General features: G+C 57.9%; 2 protein-coding genes. Both read right to left on the bottom strand.

Translation table 11 applies throughout. From position 1 onward, the window contains the following. Window positions 1–60: 60 nt before the first annotated feature. Entirely contained in the window at window positions 61–1,023 is a 963-nt protein-coding gene (locus ACIQUG_RS34620) for a tyrosine-type recombinase/integrase (RefSeq protein WP_402326929.1), read from the bottom strand. A 145-nt stretch (window positions 1,024–1,168) separates the two neighbouring features. After that, a partial coding sequence (locus tag ACIQUG_RS34615) for a porin (RefSeq protein ID WP_402326928.1) occupies window positions 1,169–1,936 on the bottom strand: 768 nt, incomplete at its 5' end.

Genomic DNA, 1,936 nt, shown 5'->3' with positions numbered 1-1,936 from the left:
CCAGTCAGAATCGGAATGTTTTCCGCTCCTGACTGGGTCGGCTCCCAAACTAAAAGGGGTTTATTTAAGATGCCGCTCAAGCACCGGCACGCACATGTCGAGATCGTGCGAAGCAAGGTGAGCGTAGCGCATTGTCATCTCGAGCGTCTGGTGGCCGAGCCACATTTGAACTCGCCGAAGGTCGATGCCGCCGCGCACCAAACGAGACGCGCAGGTGTGTCGCAGGACGTGGGGGACGATGTCCTCTTCATCGCCCAGCCCTGCATCCAGTTTGGCGGCATTCCAGACAGCACGATATTTTTGAGGGTCAACCGACGAGAATGGACCCGGAGACCTGTCGGCAAGCGTGTCCATGGCATCTCTTGCTCTGGTCGTCAGAGGTACTGTGCGGCTACGGCCAGATTTGGTGACCCAGAACGTCACTCGGCCTTCATAGATATCATTCCATTTGAGGGCGATGGATTCGCCGAGGCGTGCGCCGGTGTCCACCAGGAATATGGAGAGTTGCAAGTAGAGTTCTGAGCGGTTGCCGATCTGTCGGAATAACGCTTCCTCTTCGGCGGCCTCCAGGAAGCGGAGGCGCCCGGCTCTTTCTTTTTGCCGCCTGAACTCGGGCAGACTGTGGATGTCACCCATCTTGTACGCTTTCCGCAGCAACTTGCTCAGCGCCGCCATCTTCCTGTTGATGGTTGCGTTGCTGTTGCCGCGTTTGCGTAGTGCGCCGATGAGGCTGTCGAGCATATCTTGTGAGAAGGCGGTGAACCTGGCGCAGATCAGAATCTCGTCAAGTTCGCCGATAAAGGCTTTTACGTTATATTTGTGGCTGCCCTCTTCCCACAAAATATCGGCATAGCGCTGAAGCAGTTCGCCCAGAGTGGTTTCTTTCACCATCCCGATCGGGCGTTGCGGGCTAAAACTGTAACTGACTTCATATCCCGAACGGATATCCGGAAAGCTGAAGTCTCCCGCCTGTTTTTCAGCGTCTTGTCCCACGCTCGCAGTTTCCCTCTCCTTCTCGCAAATGAGGCGGAGAAACCGGCTGCGTTCAAGCCAACGCCGTCACCTTTGGGCAATCCGGTGGCTCGATGACATGCAAACGTTGCGAAACAGCAACAGCCCGCAACTCCAAAGAGTTGCGGGCCACGCTTCTGACCGAGGTCAGACGATCTTAGAAGTCGCGCTGCAGGCGGACGAAGCCGAATACCTGGTCGTCGCGGTTGTCAGCATCTTCGTACTGAACCGAAACGCGGGTCGCGAGACCTTCGGTGATCTTGTAGTCGAGCGTGACGCCAGCGCGCCATGCATCGTCGTTACCGAAGTTGACGTCAGAGGTCGACAGGTTGTCGAAGTACTGAACGCCGGGGGTGATGGCGAGCTTGTCGGTGGCGTTGAAGCGGTACGAAGCTGCAACGGTCCACTCAGAGCGAGCCCAGTAGGCGTTCGGGTTCGAAGCCCAGATACCAGCGAGCTGGAAGACGCCCGGGCCGAGGTCAGCCGACATCAGAGCGCGGATTGCGCCTTCTTCGTATTCAGAGTCGTAACCGCCGAGCAGGTCGAAGGAAACGCCGCCGAGCGAAGCCGAAACGATGGCTTCAACGCCAACGCCGTTCGGCTTGGTCGAGGTGCCTTCGAGTTCATCGATGGCGATACCAGCCTGGAACGTGCCGCCGTCATAGAGGTAGGCGATCGAGTTGAATTCGGTGTTGTTGCCGAGCGAGTCGGTTTCGCCGTTCAGGCCCTTATCCCACCAGCTGTAGAAGAAGCCGGCCTTCAGGCCGCCGAGCTGGATGTAGGCTTCATCGACGTCGATCAGGCTGTCGCCTTCGTCAGAGTCGTTGTCGGCGTTGAATTCAGCAGCGAAGAAGCCGGTGAGCGTGCCGTACTCGGTGTCGCTCTTGGCGTCGAACGAGATGTAAGCGCGCGAGAAGGCATCCCA

The organism is Ensifer sp. NPDC090286 (genome assembly GCF_044769565.1).
GTDB lineage: Bacteria > Pseudomonadota > Alphaproteobacteria > Rhizobiales > Rhizobiaceae > Ensifer.
Note: the sequence above shows the minus strand (reverse complement) of the source record. Positions and strands in the feature narration are given on the sequence as shown.